The following is an 18262-nucleotide window of genomic DNA, read 5'->3' on the forward strand; positions in this document are numbered from 1 at the left end:
TCGGCGACGCCTAGCGTCAGGGGACGGTAGGAGATGAAAATCCGCCCGCGCCATGTCGCCGGTCACGTCCAATGTGTACGCGAAAGGAGAATGCAGCCATGGCTGAGACAGCAACCAAACTTCCCATCAAGCAAGAAGAGAAGGCGCCCCGTTCCCGCTCGGAATCGTGGTTGCCATTTGAAGGTCTTCGCTCCGAAATCGACCGCCTGTTTGATGACTTCGCCCCGACCTTCTGGCGCCGGCCTTTTGAACCGGTCCATTTCCCGCGGACCTCGCTTTTGTCGACCTGGGCTGTCGCGCCGGCCGTGGATCTCGTCGAAAAGGAGGCCAGCTACGAGATTACCGCCGAGCTTCCGGGTATCGAGGAGAAGGATATCGAGGTGAAGGTTTCCAACGGGAACCTCACAATCCGCGGCGAAAAGCAGGAAGTGAAGGAAGAAAAGGACAAGGAATACGTGCTCTCCGAGCGGCGGTACGGTTCGTTCCAGCGCACCTTCAAGATGCCTGACGGCGTTAAGGCCGACGACATTGCGGCGATCTTCTCGAAAGGTGTGCTCACCGTCACCATACCGAAGACCAAAGAGGCCCAACAGAACGATCGCAAGATCCAGGTGAAAACCGCTTAGCAAACGAGCGTCCCGCTTCGCAGGGGAAAAGCTTTGCGAAGCGGCACGCGAAAGGAGGCAGTGATGGCATTCAAGACGATATTGAACTTGTTGGGCGAAGAGCCCAAGGAGGAAGATCTTCAGATAGCGATGAAGCTTGGTAGCGAGGTGGATGCTCACATCATAGCCCTTCTCGTCGCCCTGGCGCGTGTACCAACGGGGCGCTACGAGACGCTGTCGCCGAGCTGGCTGGAAGTGCGCGAGCGCAAGCTTAATAAGCTTGACGATCGCGTCGCCAAGGTTCGCGAACGTTTCATCGCAGCCGGGCTGTCGTTTGACGTCGACAGCCTCTATGCTGAAATCGCCGGCCCAGCCTACGATATCGGCGAAAGAGCCATCTACGCGGACCTGGTTGTGGCCGGCCCCGGCATCTTTGCGGATGACGAATTGAAGCCGCAGGTCATCAGCGGCGGGCTCTTTCATGCGGGGCGCCCTGTCCTGTTCGTTCCGCCTGACGTGAACGTGACCCTTAGGCCAAAGACAGTCCTTCTGGCGTGGGATTCACGTCCAAGCGCAGCACACGCGGCAAGAGAGGCGCTCGAACTGATGCAGATGGCGCAGTCGGTTCATGTCACCATGGTCGATCCGGTCGCTGCGTCGAGAGTAAGCGGCGATGAGCCGGGAGCTGATATCGCGACCTATCTCGCGCGCCATGATATCGACGTGTCGGTCGAAACCCTGCCAAGTTCAGGTCATTTCGTGACCGATACCCTGTTAAGGCACGCAGTGGACATCAACGCCGACATGATTGTCATGGGTGCCTACGGGCATTCCAAATTGCTCGAGCTCATCCTCGGAGGCGTCACGAAATCCATGCTCAAGGAAGCAAATTTGCCGATTCTGATGGCACATTGAGCGATTGGGCGCCCTATCGCAGAGAAAGGAACAGCGATGAAGCCGGGAATTCCACGCGATTGCTGGATTTTGGCATGCGACGGGGGCCCTTCTTATGCGCAATGCGGGAGAACAATGGGCCAGTTGACAGTCTCGATGCTCGGTATTGCTGAATAGAAGGTTGTGGTGTCCTAACTGATTGGAAGTGATATTACGCGGCTGGCTTGGTACCTAGAGACAGCGTGGGCGGGGGCAGACGTCGAGCGATGGTAAGCAACCGGTATGGCTAGGGCGACCGGCGATCGCGTCCGCGCGGCCGAAAACGCTCATCGGCGTTGCGAAGCATCAACAATTCCCCAATGGTTTCATAGTTCATGAGCCCGACAACGCGCCGGTTGCGATCGACTATCGGCACGGCTGGCACGCTTGCCTCCTGCATGAGCTTCAAACTTGCGTCTATCGGGGATTGTTCATCGAGCGTGGGGACGTCGCGACGCATCCCGTCCATCACCGACGCGCCCGCGCCTCTTTCCCTCATCGCCCGGACGATGCCTTCACGCGTCATCAACCCCTCAAACCGGCCGGCTTCGTCAACAACGGGAAACTCGCTCTGGCTGGTCGAAAGAAGGAGCTCTACCGCCTCGCCGACACGGGCTTGAGATCCAAGTGTCGCGAACCTGGTGATCATGACGTCAGAGACGCGCGTGCCTTCGGAGATGGCCTCGAGTTCGCTGCTCTGAGCTTCTGTCTCGGCGGCGAAATAGACGAAGATGGCAATGAGGATCAGCAGTGGGTTGAAGAAGATACCGAATATTCCCATCGCCACGGCGATGGTTTGTCCAATGCGAGCGGCAATCGTCGTCGCACGCGCCCACGACAGCCGCCAGGCGAGAACTGCCCTCAAGACCCGCCCGCCATCCATCGGAAAGGCCGGGATCATGTTGAATACGACCAGGAAGATGTTGACGCCCGCAAGCCTCGCCAGGAAATCGATGCGCGGATCCTGCGGAGCCAACAGCTGCTCCCAGCCAACGGCGCCTCCGATGAAAATAACAAGGAGGCCAGCAATCACGACATTGACGAGCGGTCCTGCAATGGCAATCACGAACTCTTCGAACGGGCCGGCCGGGTTCCGCTCTAAGCGTGCAAGACCCCCAATCGGTAGGAGAGTGATGTCTGGTGTCTTGATGCCAAAACTTCGCGCGGCTGCGATATGCCCGAATTCATGAAGCACCACACAGAGGAAGACGCTGATGACGAAGGCAACGCCTTCCCAGGCGGCAGGCGGGCCGCCGATCCGGTAGTGCATCACCCAGATCCAGATGAGCAGCAGCCAAAAGGTCAGGTGCACGCGGATTTCCGTTCCCCCGACGGATCCAATCTTGACGGACCATTGCATGACTCTCTCCCGCTCTCACACGTCTTACGAAGCCCTTCGTCGAAGAAGCGCGCTTACGGAACCGCAATTCTATAGGCTGTGCCTGCGCGCAGGACATCGAAAGAAGCCTTGTCGTCTGCGGCATCCAACAGGTCTTCAATGCGAAGCGACGAGATCGTCGGCTCACCGTTGATAGATGTCAGGTAGTCACCCGCTCTAAGCCCGGCTGCATATGCCACGCTGTCGGGTGGCACCTCCAGGAGCACCGGCCCATTGGGCAGGCATGCGTGCGAAGGCGATGGCCCCGGCAAGGCAAGGGTGACGGAGTCTAAAGAGCGATGGATCGGAGCGCTTTGCACATCCTTAGGATCGGCAAGCGTCATTTCCAATTTCAGCGTCTTCCCGTCGCGCCCAAGAGCAAGAGCGACCCGTGCGCCCGGCGCCAGCAGCCTGACTGCATTCTTGAATGCGGCCTGCGTTAAGACCGGATGGCCGTTGACCACTGTAACGGTATCGCCGAGCTTCACCCCCCGCCTCTCGGCGGGCGAATTGCAGGCGAGCCGGTCAACGACCAGATCTTGCCCCGCTTGGTCGCCGCCCTGTGAAAGGGTGACTGAAATACCCAGCCATCCGCGCCGGACTTCCCCGTCCTTGACGAGAGCGCTGACGATCCTGGAGGCGAACTCGGATGGAATGACAAAACCGATGCTTTGGGCACCTTCATCTGGCGGCAGCGCCCCGCGTACCACGCCCACAAGCTCGCCTGCTGCATTGACGAGCGCACCACCCGAGTTTCCGGGATTGAGAGCTGCATCAGTCTGAATATAGTCCTCGTGCTCGTCGATACCCAGACCAGAGCGCCCCAGACCACTTACGATCCCGAAGGTTGCCGTTTGCTCCAAACCAAGAGGACTGCCGACCGCGACCACGAAGTCACCAACCTTCAGAACGGACGATCGGCCCCAGTCCAGGGCGGTAAGACCCGGTGCTTCAATCTTGATTACGGCAAGATCGGTTGGCACATCGCTGCCTACAACTTCGGCCGGCAGTACGCGCCCGTCTTCCAACGTGACGGCGATGTCGTCGGCGTCGGCGATCACGTGGCTGTTTGTGACGACGTAACCCTGCTCGCTATCGATGATCACGCCGGAGCCGGTAACGATTGCGCCGCTCTGTACGATGAGGACATCATCAGGCAGACCCAGAATCTGGCGAACCTTGGCATCGTTCAACAAATCGTTCGTCAAAACGCGGCTGGCGGTGGTGGTGATTCCAACGACCGCCGGCCTTACCCGCACCAACGCATCGGAGAACTGAGCGTTCATTCCACTTGCAGGTGCCGACGAAGCTGTGAATGCAAAGATCACGGTCGCAAACAGGAACCTTGGCAAATTCTGCATATCCTGCACTCCTGACTGACGGTGTCAGGATCTCATCTGTGTCAGCTTGCGCATTGACGAGCATCAAGGACGACCGCTCTCAGTAGGCTAACACTTGAACATCAGCTTCAGCCAGACGACGATAGAGTTGGCCGCGACGGGTGATTGGCCACCAGTCGTAAAGAAATATCTCCAGCGCACGCCAATTTGCCACCCAACCGAAAATAACCAGACTTTCGCTGGCGACACGCGAGAATGCGCTCCCACCCAACAGATTGGCCAGGAGCTGGCTTGCGATCAAGCTGAACGCAAGGATCGGAACGCCGATGAACAGGGCGCGCCGACCCTCCCTCAGAAGCTGCCGCAATTCGCGGCTTGCCTGCCTGGCACGGCTTTCAAAATTATACCGCATCGCGTCCTTGACGACACGTGACATCGTCGCGTCTGCCTCCCCTAGAGGCAGCTGCACAACAATCGAGATTTGTCGCTCCTTAGGGGCCTCCTCTGCCCACTCGACGATGAAGCGCTCCGCGTCTTCGTCCAGATCCCGCTCGTGAAAGGGTGTTGGATCAAGCGAGTTGAACAGGCGCGCCAACTGATCGATGCGGATCAGGATCGTATGGCGCTCGCCGGTTGATGATATCGTGTCCAACGTGCCTGCTCCAAGTCGTTTCACTTGGTCGCTGGCCCGCGCCGCGGCTCAAGCGTCCTCATTCAGTGCCCGCCGGACGCGGCGAATGACCACGCCTCGGGCTTTGTCGTCGGCTGCCTTGGCCAGTTCCGCTTGCAAGTCGAGCACCAGCGATTGCAAATCGTTGTTCCAGTCCGTTCGCCCGATGCGAAGTGGATCGATGCGTGGCGGGACGACGTCTTCGGATATTTCGACGGCTCCCTTCGCTTCCAGGCGGAACACAGCGTCCAACCGCGGACGAACCACCTTCTCCTGCGGCAAGAACGTTTCGAGCCTTTGCCTCAGTCCTTCCAGAGCCTCATCCTCGCCGTGAACCAGGAAAACACCCGCGCCGATCGGCTCGCGCGACTTCACCCATTGCGCAAGCTCCCTGCCGTCGGCATGCCCGCTATAGATGTCCAGTTTTCTGATGCGTGCACGCACGCGGATGTCCTCGCCTTGAATCCGTACCACGCCGGCGCCATCCTCAAGGATACGTCCTAAGGTGCCTGCGGCCTGGTAGCCGACGAGCAGCACAGTGCCTTCGTCTCGCCAAAGCCAATTCTTCAGACGATGCCTTATCCGGCCTGCTTCGCACATTCCGCTGGCGGCAATGACGATGTGGAAGCCTTTCATCAGATCGATTGCTTTCGACTGCTCGGGCGTCTCGGTGAAGCGCACGTTCCTTGCTTGCAGAGCCTTTGCAAGCAGGGCCCCATTCTCGAGTTCACGTGCGTGCCTTCGAAAGATCTCGCTCGCGCGTGTCGCCAGGGGCGAGTCGATGATGATCGGACATTTTTCGATCTTGTTCGCGTCCATCAGGTAGACGAGATCGGTGAGAAGTTCCTGGGTTCGTTCCACCGCGAAGGATGGCACAATCAACGCGCCGTTTGGATGAGTGGCTTCCAGCACTTCCAATTGCAAAATTCGCCGCCTGATCTCGTCGGTGGCATCTTCCCGCTCGACGTCCCCGTAGGTGCTTTCGCACACGACATAGTCCCAGCCGGTCGGTGCGATCGCGTCATACTGGAGAAGCTTGTGTCGGGGGCCGATGTCCCCCGAAAAAAGCAGTCTCAAGGGCGATGGAGAGGTTGCAAGCTCGACTTCAACCGACGCCGAGCCGAGCAGGTGGCCCGCATTCCAGAACCGAAAGCGCACGCCATGGGCCGCGCTCTCCCAAACACCGAGACGTACTTGTCTGAACAGGGTGACCGCCAGGGCTGCGTCACGCGCGGTATATATCGGCGTGACCGTGCCGCGCCCGCGCCTCAGGTTACGGCGATTAAGTTGCTCGACTTCGCTTTCCTGGATATGAGCGGAGTCCGCAAGCATGACAGAACACAGATCGGTGGTTCCTGGCGTTGCGAAGATCGGCCCCCCATAGCCAAGTTTGACGAGCTTCGGCAAGAGACCGGAGTGGTCGATATGGGCATGCGTCAGGATGACCGCGTCGATCCGATCGACATCGAAGGGGAACGGTCGATAGTTGAGTTCCTTTTCCGTCTTGGATCCTTGGAACAGCCCGCAATCGATCAGAATTCTCGTTTCGCCAAACTCTATGAGCTGGCAAGAACCGGTAACGGTGCCTGCGGCTCCGTGAAAATGGAGGAGTGGTTGAGCGATCATCTGCATAAACCTCGTTCTTCTCGCCAGCTTGAGAACCCGGATACGACCTGTTTCCAGGCCCCTGGTTCAGGGATCACAGACGCTCGCAGCTGCTGCGCGATCAATCGGCAAGCGTGGCGACAAGGAGCGCCTTGGTTGCGGGCATGAGGTTCTCCGCCTGATCGAAGACGATCGACGACTTGGATTCAAAGACACTATCACACACCTCCATGCACTCGACCCCGAAACGCTTGGCTATACGGGCTCCACCCGCATCTTCGCGGCAGTGCCAGGCGGGCAGACTGTGCATCAGCTTTGTGTGCGGATTGTCCGTTGCTTCCATCACATTCTCTCTGACGGCAAAGGGCGCAAGATGCCTCACCCGCTCGGCCCAACGCACATCTCCCTCGCCAAACCAGGGAGCCGTACAAATAAAGTCGGCGCCAAGCACTCCGGCCCCCACGTGCTCCAGCACCATGATCTGGCCCCCACTGTCCTTTGCCATTGACGTCACATGCTCGACAAAAGGCGCCTCTGGCCAATAAGTTCGCGGTGACACGATACGAAGGTCGATGCCAAGCTTCGACGTTGCCAAAGCCAGCGATCTTGCCGCGTTGCTGCTTCCGTCCCCAAGGAAGGCCACGATCATATCGTCGAGACGCTTGTCGCTCGATTGCTGCATCGTCACGAGGTCGGCCAGTGCCTGCGTAGGATTGGACTGGTCCGTCATTCCATTCAACACAGGCACGCAAGCCCACTCGACAAGCTCTTCCGCCGCTTCATGGGAATGTCCGACGTACTCGATCGCATCATAAAGCCGGTCGAGGAAGCGAGCCAGGTCCTTGATCGGCTCTCGACGGCGCCCGTAGCCGCTCCAGGGTCCAAGCACCGTAACATTTGCCCCTTGGTCATGAGCGGCAACATCGAGGGCAGCACGTGCATGGACCGAGTCGCGCTCAAGCACCAGGGCGATGTTTTTCCCGCTTAATCGCCGCGCCTCGGCCCCGTTCCGCTTCGCATCCTTGAGATCTGCAACGAGCTGCAGCAGGAAGCGAAGCTCATCCGAACTCAACTCATCAAGGGTGAGCACGCTACGACCGCGCAGATCAACCGGCATGGCGCATACTCCTGAGCGCAGAACTGTTGACATAAAATAAAATCCAGATCACCGCCGCTGGCATTGACGCTCGTCAATGACGGGATCGAGCCAGTGGGAAAACTCTTGAGGAAAGGAACGGCCAGTTGCCGGGGAAGAACATCATGGCTCCCGCTTATGTCGTCGGCCCAATCGACGCTTCGCAGGTCGAGCGGGCGTACTGCCTGGTCGCTGCCGTCGGCTACGACATCGATGTCGTAGCGTGGCGACAGCTTTGTGCAAGAACGCTTCTGCGGAATTATCCGTCTCCTTATGTCGAAGACATTGCCGTTGCCGAGGATCCGCGCGGTTACGTCAGGGGGATTGCCATTCTTCGCGCCAGACACAGTGGGCGATATGGCCGATACCTCTCCGTCCCGGTCTTTGCCATCGTCACTGCCGCCGATGCGCGCGGGGTCTGCGAGACACTGCTTCGATATATAAGAACGGCAGCACGCGAGAAACACTGTAACGCCATTCACATCGCCAGTCTGCGAACGGACCGGTGGCCGGTCGGGCCTGAGGAACTTGAAATGGCGTTCGACGGGATCGTTATCCCGCTTCGCTAGGTATGCTTGCGCATTGCGAGGGGTATTGGTTAGGCGACTTGCTAAGCGTTTTGTCTAACTGCCCGCGCGCTGAACACGTAGCCGACCCCCCTCACAGATTTGATGAGTTCCGGGCGACGAGGGTCCTTCTCGATCTTTCGGCGCAGCCTGGCAATCTGGGCGTCAATCACACGGTCGAAAGCTTCAAGCGTCCGGCCCCGCGTCAGGTCCATCAATATCTCCCGGTTGAGCACGCGACCGGCATGTCTCACCAACGTGCAGAGCATGTCGAACTCACCCGTCGTCAAGGCGATCTCGCGGCCGTCGTGCGACGTCAACCGACGGTAGCTCACGTCGAGACGGAACCCTTCGAAGCAGAAGGTCTCACCCGCCTGGACCTCCGGGACAATCGCGGCCGGAGGGCGTCGACGGCGAAGCGCCCCTCTGACCCGCGCAAGGACTTCGCGAAGATGAAAGGGCTTCGTGACATAGTCGTCAGCGCCGAGTTCAAGGCCCACCACGCGATCAACGACATCGTCGCGGCCAGTCAGCATGATGATGGGGACATCGGAATGGATGCGAAGTTCTCGGGCGAGTGACAATCCGTCCTCGCCGGGAAGCCCCAGGTCGAGCAAAATTATGTCGACTTGCGTTTTTTCAAGCCTGTTACGCATTTCGCTGCCGTCGCCGGCCAGGCTCACTCTAAAGCCTTCTCCCTCGAAATAGCGTGCCAGCATCTGTCTTATGCGTGGATCGTCGTCCACGACGAGTACTTGCTCCGGCTCCTTTCGAGCGTTTGCCATGACCGTCACCGAATTTGATAAGCCCCGAAACGCTATTACAATCTGTCACACTATAACACCAATTGTTGCAGGCGCGTCGATATCGGTTCACGCGAGGATGTTGAAATCCTCCTCACTCAGCGTCAGGTGGAGGATGCGCGATGACCCTTCAGTCAGTTGTTAAGCAAGGCGGGCCAGGCACCTTGGACTGCTCCTTTGCTCCCCCGGATTTGTCTTCCGTCTTCAGTCTGCAGCCTGTCGTTGAAGCTGCGCCGGGCCAGGCACTTTTCTGGGAAGGGGACGATGCCAGGTACGTATTCCAGGTGGAAGACGGTCTTTTGCGCTCGTTACGCCTGCTTGCGGATGGCCGCAGGGTCATCGTGGGGTTCTTGCACCCCGGTGATCTCCTGGGGGTCTCTCAGAAGGACCGCTACCTCTATACGGTCGAGGCAATAACCGAGGTGAGATTGCGTCGATACCCCCGTCGCCGCTTCGAAGACGAGGTCGCGCGCCAACCGCACCTGCGCGCGCAGCTTTTTTCCAAGCTCTGCGACGAAATGACGGCGGCGCAGGACCAGGCGGTGTTGTTGTCTCGCCGCAGTGCTGACGAGAAAGTTGCAAACTTCCTGCTTCTTATGGCCAGAGACAGCGAGGGTGAGCGGACCGCCTTCATCGATCTTCCAATGACGCGGCTCGATATAGCCGACTACTTGAATATGACGATCGAGACGGTATCTCGAACCATAACGAAATTTGCGAGCAAGGGCATTATCATTGCCCCCGACCGGCGCTCGATCATAGTTTTGAAATGGCATTTGCTTCAATCGATTGCAGACGGCGACGACACCGATTTCGCTTTGGCTCCAATGGACGGCAAGATGCAGCGAGCAGGTCTGGCTCGATAACGTGGCGGTTGGCGATGACGCAAACAACGGTCGGGAAAGTCGTCAGCCTCCTGGAGGGGGCGAACCTGATCGTGCTCGAAGCCGATGGGAAGATCAGGCATTGGAGCCGGGGTTGCGAGCAGCTTTACGGCTGGTCACGGGATGAGGCCGAGGGCGAGGTGGTCCACGACTTGCTTGCGACCGCATTTCCCGAGCCGTCCGCCGATATCCATGCGCATCTTAGACGAAACGGCTCCTGGTCCGGCGAACTGGCGCAAAAGTGCAAGGATGGCAGAACGGTCTTCGTTGCGAGCCTTTGGGCCAGCATTCCCAACGGTCAAAGCAGCTCCATTGCTCAGTTTGATAGTGACATCACCAACTTGAAGCACGCACAGGCCGATCTCGCGTCGAGAGAACTTCATCTCAAGTCTATCCTGGACACCGTTCCCGAAGCGATGGTGGTGATCGACGAGAAGGGGTTGATAGCATCCTTCAGCGCGGCGGCCGAACGGCTTTTTGGATACTCGGAAACCGAGGTGCGTGGGTCGAACGTCAAGATGCTCATGCCGACACCCGATCGCGAGGCTCATGACCGTTACCTCGAGAACTACCTGCGCACCGGCGAGCGACGAATTATCGGCATTGGCAGGGTGGTCACCGGCATGCGCAAAGACGGCACGACCTTCCCTATGGAATTGTCGGTTGGCGAGGCCCGTTCCCCCGGAGGCCGTATCTTCACCGGTTTCATACGGGATCTGACCAGCCGTCAACGCATCGAAGAGGAGTTGCGACAGGCACAGAAAATGGAAGCCGTCGGACAACTTACCGGTGGCCTTGCACACGACTTCAACAATCTGCTTACGGTCATCATCGGTAACCTGGAGATGATTGAAGCTCGTCTTACCGATCAAAACCTGGCGCCTCTATTACGGGAAGCCCAGGCGGCAGCCGACGACGGCGCAAAGCTCACGGCGCAACTTCTGGCCTTTGGCCGACGCCAGCCGCTTGCTCCGAAGCTGGTTGACGTTGGTGAGCTCATAAGCGGCTTTGCCAACCTCTTGGGGCGAACGCTTGGTGAGACGATAGAGTTGTCCACAATGGTCCGCGGCGCTGACAACGTCGTCCTTGTCGACGTCTCGCAACTTCAAAATGCGCTGTTAAACCTGGCATTGAACGCGCGTGATGCAATGCGATCGGGCGGCCGTCTCTCAATCGAGATCTGCAAGGCGAGCCTGGATCAAGACTACGTCCTCATGTATCCGGACGTCCGCATGGGACAATATGTCCTCATCACCGTCAGCGATACGGGCGTCGGTATGTCGGAAGATGTCCGCCGGCGCGCGTTTGAGCCGTTCTTCACCACCAAGGTCACTGGGGCCGGTACGGGGCTCGGTCTCAGCATGGTGTATGGATTCGTCAAGCAGTCTGGCGGGCACGTTCAACTCTACAGCGAGCCGGGCAGAGGCACGAGCGTGCGACTCTTTTTGCCGGCAGGGACGGGAAAGTCTCGGGACGAGAAGCCCGGAACGGTGCTGGATCATTCAACCGCCGAGCTGCCTCACGGGCACGAAACCATCCTCGTCGTCGAGGACGACGCGCGCGTTCGGCGCATCGTCGTGGCGCGACTTCTGGACGCCGGCTATAGCGTTTTGGAGGCCGAAACCGGCACGCAGGCGCTCCAGCTTCTCGCCGATAACCAGGAAGTATCTCTGGTGTTCACGGATATGGTCATGCCGGGCGGCATGACCGGCGCCGAGCTCGCCCACCATGTTCGCAAATTCCGCCCAGGGATAAAGATCCTTCTCACTTCGGGATATGCCGCGGCGAATGTCACCGACACGGACCTTCCGGACGGCTCGGCATGGTTGCTGAAACCCTATACGGCCGCCGAACTTGCCCGGCAGCTTCGGCAATTGCTCGACTGACCGGCTTCGTGCGATCCACCGCCACGGCCCTTCCGTGATGCTGTCGTCTACCACTTTGCGTTGGAAATCTCAGTCGTTTCACGAGGTCCGTTCCTGTGGCGATTGGCGCCTGTGCACTGTTTAGGTTTTTGTTCTTTGACGGCCGTCAATGTCATGGGCGGCCCGTTGCGTAGACTGGAAACCAGCCCAACTTGTTTCTGGAGGCCAAACCATGACGTACAAAACGGTTCTACTCGTTGCCGATGCCGAAAACTACGATGTCGATCTGAGAACCGCGGCAGATCTTTGCGTGGCCGGGAACGCGCATCTCTCCGTCTTTCTCGCGAAGCTTGCCGCCCCCGTGCCCCTCGGTGACTACGCCGCGATGTCGGTTGCGTGGCTGGACGTGCGCCAAGGCGACACCGAGAAACTCGGAGACGCCGTCATGAAGTCCCGCTCAGTCCTTGAGGACCTTGGCGTCTCGTTTGATGTCCATGGGAGCTACCCTGAGGAAGCGTGGGTGGAGGATGAGATCGGAGAGCGGGCCCGTTACGCCGACGTGACATTGGTCGGGACAAGCCTCAAGGCGAGTTCGCGGCTTCGCGCGCATGCGATTGAAGGCGCGCTCTTTCGTTCCGCTCGGCCAGTCCTTCTGTCTGGAAACCGCCAATCGGTGACACTGGCACCGAAAAAGATCCTCCTTGCCTGGAACTCCACCATTGAAGCGACACGAGCGGCCCGCGAGGCGCTCGAAATGATGAAGAACGCTGACGGCGTTAACGTCGTGCTTGTCGATCCCAAGGCGGCGCCGGCAAGAAACGGCGAAGAACCAGGAGCGGATGTTGCGACCTATCTCGCAAGACATGGCATCAAGGTCACCGTAGACAGGCTTTCGAGCGCTGGGCGTCAAGTTCACGAAGTCCTTTCGCAGCATGCGCTCGACACCGCGGCAGACCTCATTGTCATGGGGGCCTACGGCCACTCACGGCTGCGCGAACGAATGTTCGGCGGCGTGACCAAAGCCATGATCGAGGCACCGTCGGTGCCGGTGTTGATGATACACTGACCTGCCGGCTGGACCGGTCGTAATCACCAGTCGTAAGAATAGTGCGCCGCTTTCGTTCAAGCGGCGCACTTTTTTTAGCATCACGTCTCGGCAGCATAGGATGCGCGCCCGGTCATTTCCAGCACATCGATACTGAAGAAGAGGTGCGGGTAATGGCCGGATACTTCTTGCGGAGCCGGCTTCAACCCACCAGGTTCCCACCAATTCGCTCTCTTTTCGAGTAGGGACCAGGCGTGGATATACTCGCGATGCCACTGACCGGTCGGGGCAAGTTCCTGATAGCGCCCATAGATCACGACACTCTTCCACTCGTTTCCCGAGGCTGCGTCTACCTGCAGGCAGACATTTGGGTTCTTGCGCATCCAGTCGATCTTCTGCCCAGGCATGGAAAATGCGTAGAGACAATTTCCAGCGTAGGCGTAGGTGATTGGCACGACGTAGGGCTTGTCGTCCAGACAACAGGCAAGGCGCGCCACATGGCCTTCCTGAATAACACTGCTGCAATCGTGGCGGGACATTTCCTTAACAAGCATGATCCACCTCCTTCTACGAATACCTCAAAATTAGGTCCACAAGCGTCCTGACGCTTTGACGCCCCTCAAAGACCGATGCCTGGCGATGGCGCATACTTTTGGCGCAAACTGGATGATGACACGTTTGGAGACCACCATGAGCGACATCAGTCTAAGACAGGATATTCTCGACGAACTCGAATTCGAGCCCAGCATCGACGCCGCAAACATCGGCGTGGCGGTGGAGAATGGCATCGTGACCCTGACCGGCCACGTCCACAGCTTTGCCGAAAAGCACGCCGCCGAGCGGGTTGCTCAACGGGTTAAGGGCGTACGCGCGATTGCGGAGGAAATTGTAGTGCGGCTGCCCGCGCACAAGAAGGCAGCCGATGACGAAATCGCAAGCCGTGTCCTGAAGATCCTCGACTGGGGGGCGGCTATTTCCGAGCCGAGCGATATCCATGTCAAGGTGGAACAAGGGTTCGTCACCCTCGTCGGTACCGTTGACTGGTATTTCCAGCGCTCTGCGGCTGAATACTCCGTGCGGCAACTTTCCGGCGTCACAGGGATAGACAATCAGCTAAGGATCCGACCCCGGATGGATGTCGTCGATATCCGCCACGGCATCAAACAGGCCTTGAGGCGCAATGCCGAAATCGAGGCCGAGGACATCGAGGTCGAAGTCTCCGGTAGTCACGTGACCTTGCGCGGCAAGGTCCAAAGTCAGCGTGAACGTATCACGGCAGAGCAGGCTGCCTGGTCCGCAAAAGGAGTGAGCGGGGTTACGGACTATCTGACTGTTTCCAACAAATAGGCCCCTTTAGTCCTTTGCCACAAGGGGCTCACGATGTCCGATACGATGATCTGCAGCCTCGCCCGGCACAATGAGGACGATAGCGGCTATGCCGGGCTGACGAGCGAAGAAGCGCGCATTCGGCTTGCCGAGACCGGTTCAAACGCCCTGCCCGAACCGCGGGCGGGGTCGGTGGCTTCTACCTTCATCCGCCAGTTCCGCAGCCCGCTCATCTATATTCTGCTTGCAGCGGTGCTGGTGTCGTTCCTTCTGGGCGATGTCAGGGATGCTTCCTTCATTGGGATCGTCCTTGTTGCAAACGCTGCGGTCGGAACCATTCAGGAACACTCTGCCGGCCAGGCGGCATTGGCGCTGCGAAAACTCGAGCAGCCCAAAGCCAGCGTCGTGCGAGACGGGCATCTGGTTGAGCTCGACACACGACTGGTCGTGCCGGGCGATCTCGTCGCACTGGAATCCGGCGGCCGCGTGCCGGCAGACATGCAATTGATCGAAGTCGACGGTCTGTTTTGCGACGAGTCTTTGTTAACAGGCGAGTCGTCGCCAGTTCGAAAGTCGCCAACCCCGGTCTCAACCACAGGCAAAAAGCAACGAAGCTTCGTCGCCTATGCCGGTGCGCTGGTCACACGCGGCCGCGCACGTGGCATAGTCTCAGCGACTGGCAAAAACAGTGAAATAGGCAAGATCGCAAGCGACATAGCAAAGGCGCCGCTTGCCAAATCGCCCTTGCTGATCCGGCTGGAGGGCTTTTCGAAACTCATTGCCTTGGTCGTCGCAATCGTCGTCGTCTTGCTGATATTTGTCGGCATCGCCCGCGAGATGGCACCGAGTGATCTCTTCATGATGGCGGTCGGCCTGGCCGTGAGCGCAATCCCAGAGGGCCTCCCGATCGCGATCTCGGTCGCCTTGGCGATCAGCATGCGTCGGATGGCCAGGAAGCACGTCATCGTTCGCCGTATGCCGGCTGTTGAAGCGCTCGGGTCATGTACGATCATCGCAACCGACAAGACCGGAACATTGACCCTTAATGAGTTGACCGTCACCGACATTCGCCTGCCTGATGGAACCGACCTCTACTGCGACACGCACGCCGATATCGAAGCCTGCCAGATCCGCGGCAAGGACACCTCGCCCGACCAGGCGCGTATCCGCGCGATGGCGCTTCTCCGGGCGGCCTCGCTTCCGAATGAAGGGTCGCTTGCAAGGAGTGAAGATGGTTGGACCAGTGTCGGCGACACGGTCGATGTCGCACTTCTCGCCGCCGCCCACAAGGCGGGCCTGCCGCGAGAAACGATTGAGGACGACTATCCCCTGATTGCCCGCATCCCCTATGAGCCGGAAATCAAGTACGCCGCATCATTTCATCGCCATCGCGACGGGGTGCGCATCTTCGTGAAGGGCGCGGCTGAAACGCTCATCGCAATGTCGGACCGAATGGAGATGGAAGGCCATGCGGTGAGGATCGACCGTGACAGGCTTTTGCGCCAGAAGGAGGAGATGGCCGCCCGGGGCCTGCGTGTACTGGCTTTTGCCGAAGGCGAAACCGCGGTCGAAGACGATGGCGGATTAGGTCGGCATCTTCTTGTCGACCTAGTTTTTCTTGGGCTCGTCGGCATGCAGGATCCGATCAGACCTGAAGTTCCTGCCGCCATTCGCGACTGTCACGGCGCCGGCGTTCAGGTGGTCATGCTCACCGGGGATGATCCAAGAACCGCCGCGGCGATCGCGGCTGATGCGGGTCTGACCTTCGCCATCGATCAGGTCGTCACGGGCCAAGAGGTAAGCCTGGCTGAGGAGCGTGGGCAGGCAAGCCTCGACGCGCTCGCACGCCGGGGCCGCATCTATGCACGCATCGCTCCCTCGCAGAAGCTCGCGATTGTCCACGCCCTTTCGCGAAACGGGCACTTCGTCGCCGTCACGGGTGACGGGGTCAACGATGCGCCTGCGCTTAAGCACGCACATATCGGGGTTGCGATGGGGCGCAAGGGCACGGATGTCGCCAAGGAGAGCGCCGACATTATCATCACGGACGACAATTTCGCATCGATTGTCAGCGCCATCAAGGAAGGTCGCGTCGCCTACGCCAACATCCGCAAGGTCATCTTCATGCTTGCCTCCACAGGAGCGGCGGAACTGGTGCTATTCCTTTTGGCCGCCGCATTCGCACTGCCAATGCCGCTGCTGCCAGTGCAGCTCCTCTGGCTCAATCTTGTCACAAACGGAATCCAGGATGTCGCCCTTGCAAGCGAAGGGCCCGAGGGTGATGAACTCTCACGCGCGCCGCGCAGGCCGAATGAACCAATTTTCGACCGGATGATGATCCGCCGTCTCTGCCAAACGACACTCGTCATGGGAGGCGGCGGTTTCGCGATGTTCTACTTCGCGCTTCAGCAGGGCTCCAGTGAAAGTGATGCCCGGAACCTGCTCTTGCTGCTGTTTGTTCTGTTTGAGAATTTCCAGACTTTCGCCAGCCGGTCGGAGCGAAAATCCGTGCTCTCGCTCGGCATGTTTGCCAATCCGCTCCTGCTCTGGTGCATTTCCGTAGCCTTGGGCATCCATATCATCGCCATGCATGTTCCGCTTCTCAGCAACACCCTTCAGGTTTCACCGATCGGGCCGGTGGAATGGGGAGTGCTCCTGCTTGCCGCCTTGTCCGTTCTTCTCGTCATGGAGCTCGACAAATGGCGCGGTCGCAACAGACCTACGGCATCATCATGAAGTAAGTGCTTGCGCCAATTGCTGCGGCAACAAGCGAGACGAGACCGAGCGGCAGCCAGTATCCGGCGGTACCAGATAGAATCGCGACGAATATTCGGCCCCCGGCATTGACAAGCGCGGCTGCCAATACGGCAGCACCGATGGTATCAGGCGGCATCGCGCCGCCGGCGGAGCGCAACGCGGTCAGTACGGCCACGTCGACGTCGAAGATGCCTGATGCCGCCGAAATGCCAATCAAGCTGTTGTTGCCAATCCTTGTTATCGCAGCTGCGCCAAGTGTCGCCGTTGCCGAAAACAGGCCGGCAAAAACAAGGAGTGGCATCAGCTCAAAGGGATTTCTCGCATCGACGTCATTGCCAGGACCGGGGTGGCTTTTGGCCAACAAAAGGCTTCCCAACCCGATAAATACGAGACCTGCCGACATAAGGGGCGGCGCGACGAGTGCAAGTAGCTGGGGGGACAGCACGAGGACGATGACGAGTACCCGCAGCAAGGAGATGGCAGCAGCCATACTTGCCGCCCCTGCGAGCGGCCGAGCAGGCTCTCCAGCGCGCGCTTTCTGCCCGAAGCTTGCCGTGACTGCCGTTGATGAGACGATGGCGCCCGCAAGGCCGCTGACAAGAAGTCCGCGCGTCGATCCTAGCAAGCGCGTTGCCACATATCCGGCAAAGGAGATCGTGGCGCTGAGGACCGTTAGAAACCACACCTCGCGGGGATTGAAACCGCCCCAGGGGTCGATCGCCTGGTTCGGTAGAAGCGGCAGTCCGATCGCCGTCATTACCGCAAGCACGAGAGCCGAACGCAGTTCCGGCCAGGTTAGCCGCTTGAGGAGATTGTGAAGAAGTTCCCTGCTTGCAAGCACCGCTGCCAGCGCCGCCCCGCCGGCGGCCGCCGCCTTGTAATCGCCCGCAACCGCAAGCCCGCCCAGCGAGAAAACGCACAGTCCGGCGACGACGCTGGTCACACTGAAATCTTCGTCGCGCCGAGCCTCTCGCAGCTTGAACCAGGTCAAGCTCAACGTGAACCCCAGCAATCCCGCGGCAAACACGATCTGATTGTTCTGGGCTTCTGACACCGCCGCGACGATGCCGCCAAGAAGGCCCGAGATCCCGAAGGTTCGAATGCCGGCCGTGCGACTGCCTTCCGGCGCATCCCTTTCGCGCCATCCCCGTTCCAATCCGACCAGAAGACCGATTGCAAGCGCGAGCCCCAGACGAAGGATAAGCGGTTCCATTTTGCGCTCTCGAAGGCCGTGTTCCGGCTAAGATAAGCCATGGTATTTTCTTGGACGTTGAACGTCATTCTGTCTTTGACGAAGGTCAATGCTTTTACCGTCGCATTGCACCAGGTTACCTCTCGGAGGAAGTGCTG

At 59.1% G+C, this 18262-nt stretch carries 16 protein-coding genes; 8 read left to right on the forward strand and 8 right to left on the reverse strand.

Annotated elements, in window-relative coordinates:
- Nucleotides 1-98 precede the first annotated feature (98 nt).
- Together ACIQUG_RS33190 and ACIQUG_RS33195 are read left to right on the forward strand one after the other, a co-directional pair.
- The gene (locus tag ACIQUG_RS33190; protein ID WP_402326602.1) at nucleotides 99-626 is read left to right on the forward strand and encodes an Hsp20/alpha crystallin family protein; all 528 of its coding nucleotides are present in this window, start codon (nucleotides 99-101) and stop codon (nucleotides 624-626) included.
- Between the two features lie 63 nt (nucleotides 627-689).
- The gene (locus ACIQUG_RS33195; RefSeq protein WP_402326603.1) at nucleotides 690-1520 is read left to right on the forward strand and encodes a universal stress protein; all 831 of its coding nucleotides are present in this window, start codon (nucleotides 690-692) and stop codon (nucleotides 1518-1520) included.
- Nucleotides 1521-1785: 265 nt separating this feature from the next.
- Here the strand turns inward: ACIQUG_RS33195 and ACIQUG_RS33200 are convergent, their stop codons facing one another.
- From ACIQUG_RS33200 to ACIQUG_RS33220, 5 genes are all read right to left on the reverse strand, one after another.
- On the reverse strand, nucleotides 1786-2898 hold the full coding sequence (locus ACIQUG_RS33200; protein ID WP_402326605.1) for a site-2 protease family protein: 1113 nt from the start codon (nucleotides 2896-2898) through the stop codon (nucleotides 1786-1788).
- Between the two features lie 53 nt (nucleotides 2899-2951).
- The gene (locus ACIQUG_RS33205; protein ID WP_402326607.1) at nucleotides 2952-4277 is read right to left on the reverse strand and encodes a trypsin-like peptidase domain-containing protein; all 1326 of its coding nucleotides are present in this window, start codon (nucleotides 4275-4277) and stop codon (nucleotides 2952-2954) included.
- 79 nt (nucleotides 4278-4356) lie between these two features.
- Nucleotides 4357-4908, reverse strand: a complete 552-nt coding sequence (locus tag ACIQUG_RS33210; protein ID WP_402326608.1) for a hypothetical protein — start codon at nucleotides 4906-4908, stop codon at nucleotides 4357-4359.
- Between the two features lie 48 nt (nucleotides 4909-4956).
- The gene (locus ACIQUG_RS33215; RefSeq protein WP_402326677.1) at nucleotides 4957-6552 is read right to left on the reverse strand and encodes an MBL fold metallo-hydrolase; all 1596 of its coding nucleotides are present in this window, start codon (nucleotides 6550-6552) and stop codon (nucleotides 4957-4959) included.
- A gap of 100 nt (nucleotides 6553-6652) precedes the next feature.
- Entirely contained in the window at nucleotides 6653-7648 is a 996-nt protein-coding gene (locus ACIQUG_RS33220; protein ID WP_402326610.1) for an ornithine carbamoyltransferase, read from the reverse strand.
- A gap of 143 nt (nucleotides 7649-7791) precedes the next feature.
- Between ACIQUG_RS33220 and ACIQUG_RS33225 the strand changes: the two genes are divergently transcribed.
- Nucleotides 7792-8235 carry a hypothetical protein gene (locus ACIQUG_RS33225; protein ID WP_402326611.1) on the forward strand — a complete coding sequence of 148 codons (444 nt, stop codon included), beginning with the start codon at nucleotides 7792-7794 and terminating at the stop codon, nucleotides 8233-8235.
- Between the two features lie 41 nt (nucleotides 8236-8276).
- Here ACIQUG_RS33225 and ACIQUG_RS33230 read toward each other — a convergent pair whose 3' ends face one another.
- Nucleotides 8277-9017: a response regulator gene (locus tag ACIQUG_RS33230; RefSeq protein ID WP_402326612.1), complete on the reverse strand. Its 741-nt coding sequence runs from the start codon at nucleotides 9015-9017 to the stop codon at nucleotides 8277-8279.
- Nucleotides 9018-9157: 140 nt separating this feature from the next.
- Here ACIQUG_RS33230 and ACIQUG_RS33235 point away from each other — a divergent pair, with 140 nt between their 5' ends.
- The 3 genes from ACIQUG_RS33235 to ACIQUG_RS33245 all read left to right on the forward strand — a co-directional run bounded on the left by ACIQUG_RS33235 (nucleotide 9158) and on the right by ACIQUG_RS33245 (nucleotide 12850).
- On the forward strand, nucleotides 9158-9901 hold the full coding sequence (locus ACIQUG_RS33235) for a Crp/Fnr family transcriptional regulator (protein ID WP_402326613.1): 744 nt from the start codon (nucleotides 9158-9160) through the stop codon (nucleotides 9899-9901).
- A gap of 14 nt (nucleotides 9902-9915) precedes the next feature.
- On the forward strand, nucleotides 9916-11805 hold the full coding sequence (locus ACIQUG_RS33240) for a PAS domain S-box protein (protein ID WP_402326615.1): 1890 nt from the start codon (nucleotides 9916-9918) through the stop codon (nucleotides 11803-11805).
- Between the two features lie 211 nt (nucleotides 11806-12016).
- Nucleotides 12017-12850 carry a universal stress protein gene (locus tag ACIQUG_RS33245; protein ID WP_402326679.1) on the forward strand — a complete coding sequence of 278 codons (834 nt, stop codon included), beginning with the start codon at nucleotides 12017-12019 and terminating at the stop codon, nucleotides 12848-12850.
- A gap of 80 nt (nucleotides 12851-12930) precedes the next feature.
- Here the strand turns inward: ACIQUG_RS33245 and ACIQUG_RS33250 are convergent, their stop codons facing one another.
- Nucleotides 12931-13383, reverse strand: a complete 453-nt coding sequence (locus ACIQUG_RS33250; protein WP_402326616.1) for a pyridoxamine 5'-phosphate oxidase family protein — start codon at nucleotides 13381-13383, stop codon at nucleotides 12931-12933.
- A gap of 136 nt (nucleotides 13384-13519) precedes the next feature.
- Here ACIQUG_RS33250 and ACIQUG_RS33255 point away from each other — a divergent pair, with 136 nt between their 5' ends.
- Complete coding sequence (locus ACIQUG_RS33255) at nucleotides 13520-14176, forward strand: BON domain-containing protein (protein ID WP_402326618.1); 657 nt, start codon at nucleotides 13520-13522, stop codon at nucleotides 14174-14176.
- 33 nt (nucleotides 14177-14209) lie between these two features.
- A complete protein-coding gene (locus ACIQUG_RS33260; RefSeq protein ID WP_402326620.1) occupies nucleotides 14210-16891 on the forward strand; it encodes a cation-translocating P-type ATPase in 2682 nt (893 codons plus the stop codon).
- Here the strand turns inward: ACIQUG_RS33260 and ACIQUG_RS33265 are convergent.
- Nucleotides 16875-18125: an MgtC/SapB family protein gene (locus ACIQUG_RS33265; RefSeq protein WP_402326621.1), complete on the reverse strand. Its 1251-nt coding sequence runs from the start codon at nucleotides 18123-18125 to the stop codon at nucleotides 16875-16877. The two genes, ACIQUG_RS33260 and ACIQUG_RS33265, sit on opposite strands and share 17 nt — an antisense overlap.
- Nucleotides 18126-18262 lie beyond the last annotated feature (137 nt).

It is taken from the genome of Ensifer sp. NPDC090286, from assembly GCF_044769565.1.
Classification (GTDB): domain Bacteria; phylum Pseudomonadota; class Alphaproteobacteria; order Rhizobiales; family Rhizobiaceae; genus Ensifer.

What these genes read in the sequence shown, in the direction of transcription:
- ACIQUG_RS33190 (WP_402326602.1), top strand. Translation starts at nt 99, where the DNA reads ATGGCTGAGACAGCAACCAAACTTCCCATCAAGCAAGAAGAGAAGGCG.
- ACIQUG_RS33195 (WP_402326603.1), top strand. Translation starts at nt 690, where the DNA reads ATGGCATTCAAGACGATATTGAACTTGTTGGGCGAAGAGCCCAAGGAG.
- ACIQUG_RS33200 (WP_402326605.1), bottom strand. Translation starts at nt 2,898, where the DNA reads ATGCAATGGTCCGTCAAGATTGGATCCGTCGGGGGAACGGAAATCCGC.
- ACIQUG_RS33205 (WP_402326607.1), bottom strand. Translation starts at nt 4,277, where the DNA reads ATGCAGAATTTGCCAAGGTTCCTGTTTGCGACCGTGATCTTTGCATTC.
- ACIQUG_RS33215 (WP_402326677.1), bottom strand. Translation starts at nt 6,552, where the DNA reads ATGATCGCTCAACCACTCCTCCATTTTCACGGAGCCGCAGGCACCGTT.
- ACIQUG_RS33220 (WP_402326610.1), bottom strand. Translation starts at nt 7,648, where the DNA reads ATGCCGGTTGATCTGCGCGGTCGTAGCGTGCTCACCCTTGATGAGTTG.
- ACIQUG_RS33225 (WP_402326611.1), top strand. Translation starts at nt 7,792, where the DNA reads ATGGCTCCCGCTTATGTCGTCGGCCCAATCGACGCTTCGCAGGTCGAG.
- ACIQUG_RS33230 (WP_402326612.1), bottom strand. Translation starts at nt 9,017, where the DNA reads ATGGCAAACGCTCGAAAGGAGCCGGAGCAAGTACTCGTCGTGGACGAC.
- ACIQUG_RS33235 (WP_402326613.1), top strand. Translation starts at nt 9,158, where the DNA reads ATGACCCTTCAGTCAGTTGTTAAGCAAGGCGGGCCAGGCACCTTGGAC.
- ACIQUG_RS33240 (WP_402326615.1), top strand. Translation starts at nt 9,916, where the DNA reads ATGACGCAAACAACGGTCGGGAAAGTCGTCAGCCTCCTGGAGGGGGCG.
- ACIQUG_RS33245 (WP_402326679.1), top strand. Translation starts at nt 12,017, where the DNA reads ATGACGTACAAAACGGTTCTACTCGTTGCCGATGCCGAAAACTACGAT.
- ACIQUG_RS33250 (WP_402326616.1), bottom strand. Translation starts at nt 13,383, where the DNA reads ATGCTTGTTAAGGAAATGTCCCGCCACGATTGCAGCAGTGTTATTCAG.
- ACIQUG_RS33255 (WP_402326618.1), top strand. Translation starts at nt 13,520, where the DNA reads ATGAGCGACATCAGTCTAAGACAGGATATTCTCGACGAACTCGAATTC.
- ACIQUG_RS33260 (WP_402326620.1), top strand. Translation starts at nt 14,210, where the DNA reads ATGTCCGATACGATGATCTGCAGCCTCGCCCGGCACAATGAGGACGAT.
- ACIQUG_RS33265 (WP_402326621.1), bottom strand. Translation starts at nt 18,125, where the DNA reads ATGGAACCGCTTATCCTTCGTCTGGGGCTCGCGCTTGCAATCGGTCTT.